Source organism: Clostridium luticellarii (assembly GCF_002995845.1).
Lineage (GTDB): Bacteria > Bacillota > Clostridia > Clostridiales > Clostridiaceae > Clostridium_B > Clostridium_B luticellarii.
This window is the reverse complement of sequence record NZ_PVXP01000122.1, coordinates 1-4,136: the sequence shown is the minus strand read 5'-3', so window position 1 is coordinate 4,136 and position 4,136 is coordinate 1. Positions and strand designations below refer to the sequence as shown.

The following is a 4,136-nucleotide window of genomic DNA, read 5'->3' as shown; positions in this document are numbered from 1 at the left end:
TGAATCTAAGCAATTAATAATTAATACTAAAAAATTAAAATATGATGGTTTTGGCCTAAATATAATTTAGACTCTAGGGGGTCAAAATTAAACGTAAAAAGGGGTCAAATTTACTTGACAATCTACATGCACCTGAGGATTTTGATTTTAAAGTGCATAATGCTGAACCTCGACATGAGAGATTAGTTAAAAATGTTTTAGGACTGTATTAAATTTTATGTTGTCGACCCTGAATAGAGTAAAAATTACCGGGGGTCGACGATTTTTACGTATGCAGTTAATTAGCAGCATGAGATTGGTTTTTTGAAATTCTTCTAAAGATTTTCCTGAATATTGCAATTTGGGGCAAGCTGATGTATGCTTTATTTAATGGGATTTTAGAGTACCTATAAGGAATTGAAACTAAATTCCCAACATGATTTAAACAAGAAGATATCGGGATTTTAGAGTACCTATAAGGAATTGAAACTTCTGTTGTCGTTCTCAGTGTCGAACCAAAGGTCACCAGGATTTTAGAGTACCTATAAGGAATTGAAACTTGCTAATGCCATAAGCAAATGTGAGTTTAAAACATTGATTTTAGAGTACCTATAAGGAATTGAAACCTGATAAGGCAATTCAAAACTTATCATGTGTTATTAGGATTTTAGAGTACCTATAAGGAATTGAAACGCAAAATCTAGTGCTCCACCAAATACTTTTTTTACAACGATTTTAGAGTACCTATAAGGAATTGAAACTAAATTTAGTTTTCCTAATTCTAAAGGCTCACCAGCAGGATTTTAGAGTACCTATAAGGAATTGAAACTCATATGCCGTTGGTTTTGAAAGCATATCCCGAAATTAGATTTTAGAGTACCTATAAGGAATTGAAACATTGTAGTGCGCAGAAAGCATTATAACGAATGTTTTAGGATTTTAGAGTACCTATAAGGAATGTTTAAAATTAAAAGAAAGTTTGACCAAATTACCATGAAAATAATTAACAAATTACGAATAAAAATGACTGTTTTACATTGGCTGAACATTAACATGAGATGTATAATAAATCGTGCTATTTCTAATATTATGAATAAATGTAAAAATAAATATGATATAATTAATTCATAGCTAATGTCTAAAATATGTTTTGAGTAAGGATGGATTTTGTCATGAATAGAGTTGAATTGTTAAATATAATTGAAAATGGAGAAAATTCATATATAGAATTTAAAGAGGAAGGCATAAAGGCCAAAGAATTGGCGGAAGAAATTGTAGCTTTTGCTAATAGTGAAGGCGGGACAATATTAATAGGTGTATCTGATGACGGTAAAATAAAGGGAATAACTGATAAAAACATAGAAGAGAAAATTATGAATGTGTGCAGAAATAATTGTATACCTAATATAATTCCTGTTTATGAGAGTGTGGAATTAGATGGATTAAGGATATCAGTAGTTAATATTCCTAAAGGATTAAATAAGCCTTATTATACAGTTGATCATAAATATTATATAAGAGTGGGAACTACAAAACGAATAGCATCAAGAGAGGAACTAATGCGATTGTTTGAAGCTAATGGAAGTATTCATTTTGATATATCACCAGTTTATGATACTTCTGTAAAAGATTTAAATCTGGACATAGTAAGAGATTATTTTTTAAAGTACAATACTTTTGATTTATATGAAGAAGACAAAAAAAGTTTAGAGAGAATATTGATCAATGCAGATATATTGAAAGAAGTAGAGGGGAAAGCTATGTGTTCTGTAGGTGGCTTGCTGATATTTGGAAAGAATGCAGATAATATTATGCCTCAAAATGGCATTAGCTTTGCACATTTCCGTGGAAATGAAATAACAGATGAGCTTATAGATAAAAAGATTGTTTGCGGCAGGTTACAGGATATAGCAGAGCAGATGTTGGTTATATTAAAAAACAATATGAAGAATCCTTCAACTATTAATCAGTTGAGAAGGCAAGAAAGAGAAGAATATCCCGTACTGGTACTTCGAGAAGCTATTGTAAATGCTCTTGTACATAGAAATTACAGCATTTTAGGCTCCAAGATAAGAATTTTTATGTTTGATGATCGTATTGAGTTTCATAGCCCGGGAAAACTGCCTAATACTGTTACCATTGAAAAAATGAAGATAGGGGTATCTTATGCCCGAAACCCATTTTTAGTAAAATATATGGAAAATATGAGATATATAGATCAATTGGGCAGAGGAATTCCCATGATAATTAAAACAATGAAGGATAAAGGTGCAAAAGAACCGCTTTTGCAGGAGTCAGGAGAAGAATTTATTCTTAGCATATATAAAAATGAATTGTAAATAAGGGGAGATTTTATGAATGTATATTTCAGAAGAACTTATTGATAGGTTTATAAAAGAAGATGTTCCTTATATTGATTTGACAACTTTAGCTTTAGGAATTAACGGTCAGAGGGGTAGAATACAATTTTTCTCAAGAGAAAGTGCTGTTGCTTGTGGTATGGAAGAAGTTATAAAAATATTGAATAGGTTAAATATAGATGTAACCAAAACCTGTAGTTCAGGCAGTATAATAGAGAAAGATCAAATTTTTCTTGAAGGTGAGGGGAACTCTGAAGATTTACATATGGCATGGAAAGTTTCTCAAAATATTCTTGAGTACAGTTCAGGTATTGCTACAAAAACAAAAAAATTAGTGGAGAAGGTTTCTCGTGTAAATCCCAATGTACAGGTTACTGCTACAAGAAAGGTTATTCCTGGGACAAAGGAATTGTCTGTAAAGGCGGTTATTGCAGGGGGCGGATTTCCACATAGACTGGGATTGTCAGAAACCATATTGATTTTTAAGCAGCACTTGAATTTTTTAGGCGGTGTTGAAGGACTAATTAAAATATTAAAAAATGTTAAGACCAGGGCCTGTGAGAAAAAGATAATAGCAGAGGTGGAAAATTTAAACCAGGCTGTTCAACTTTGCAAAAATGGCATCGATGGTATTCAATTTGATAAAATTTCCTGGAATGAACTAAAGTCACATGTACATATTCTTAGAGACATCGACCCTTCTATCACAATTTTGGCTGCTGGAGGAATTAATGAAAGTAATATTGTGGAATATGCAAAAACTGGAGTTGATGCCATTGTGACCAGTTCAATGTATTATGCAGGACCTATAGACATTGGGTGCAGGATAGTGCCTATTTAGTAGATTGCGAAAAAAATATATTGCAGGTAGATATGATATTATTGAATAAATATCAGTAAAATGGACAATTTTTTTATTATGTACTATTTATAGTAAAGAAAACTAACAGGAGTGTATTTGCATGGTGATTAATTTGGATATGAATATAATAAAAGCAATTTCAAAAATTGGCATGAAGTGTAAAGTTAATAAAATTGTCCTATTTGGTTCAAGGGCCAGAGGTGATAATAAAAAAACCAGTGATATAGATTTAGCTGTATATTGTGATGAAAATTTTCAGAATGAGGGAAAAATGTATTTTGAGCTGGATGGCATGGATACATTGTTAAAATTGGATATTATATTTGTCAACAGCAATACGGACAAGAAATTGATAGAGAACATTGAAAGAGATGGTGTTATAATATATGAAGCCATATGGAAATAAATTAAATAACTTTATTAAGGCATTGCACAAACTGGAGGAGGGACTGCTGCAATATGATGGGAAAAATGAACTTTTAAGGGATGGATTGATACAGAGGTTTGAGTTTACATTTAAATTGGCCTGGAAAACTTTGAAAGAGGTTTTTGAAGATGAAGGATTAATAGGATTGAATTCTCCCAAATCTGTATTGAGAGAAGCATTTTCAGCAGGATTAATTAAAGATGAAAAATTATGGATAAATATGCTTAAGGACAGAAATCTTACATCACATATGTATAGTGAAAGTATTTCCATAGAAATTGGTAAAAATATAAAAGATAAATATGTAAATGCTTTGAATGAACTTAAAGATAAGATAGTTGAAAGGATGCGAAAGTACACGAAATAGAACCATAACAAAGATATTGTATTTAAATCTTCTAAACGGAGACAGTATCTGATGCTCTTCAACTTAAACCATAACAAAAATTGTATTTAAATGTAAATTAAGTTGTGTATGAACTACTTAATTTAACATTAACCTTAACAT

The 4,136-nt window shown here is 31.1% G+C and carries 4 protein-coding genes and 1 CRISPR repeat array; all 4 genes read left to right on the top strand.

All coding sequences use genetic code 11. The annotated features are described in order from the left end of the window. Window positions 1-373 precede the first annotated feature (373 nt). Window positions 374-944: direct repeats of the CRISPR family, unit length 30 nt; unit sequence GATTTTAGAGTACCTATAAGGAATTGAAAC. A 207-nt stretch (window positions 945-1,151) separates the two neighbouring features. Next, a complete protein-coding gene (locus CLLU_RS18110) occupies window positions 1,152-2,318 on the top strand; it encodes an RNA-binding domain-containing protein (protein WP_106011153.1) in 1,167 nt (388 codons plus the stop codon). 19 nt (window positions 2,319-2,337) lie between these two features. Continuing rightward, window positions 2,338-3,180, top strand: a complete 843-nt coding sequence (gene modD, locus CLLU_RS18105; protein ID WP_106011152.1) for a ModD protein — start codon at window positions 2,338-2,340, stop codon at window positions 3,178-3,180. Window positions 3,181-3,301: 121 nt separating this feature from the next. Next, the gene (locus tag CLLU_RS18100) at window positions 3,302-3,607 is read left to right on the top strand and encodes a nucleotidyltransferase domain-containing protein (RefSeq protein WP_106011151.1); all 306 of its coding nucleotides are present in this window, start codon (window positions 3,302-3,304) and stop codon (window positions 3,605-3,607) included. Further along, on the top strand, window positions 3,588-3,995 hold the full coding sequence (locus CLLU_RS18095) for a nucleotidyltransferase substrate binding protein (RefSeq protein ID WP_106011150.1): 408 nt from the start codon (window positions 3,588-3,590) through the stop codon (window positions 3,993-3,995). Before CLLU_RS18100 ends, CLLU_RS18095 begins: the two co-directional genes overlap by 20 nt. Window positions 3,996-4,136 lie beyond the last annotated feature (141 nt).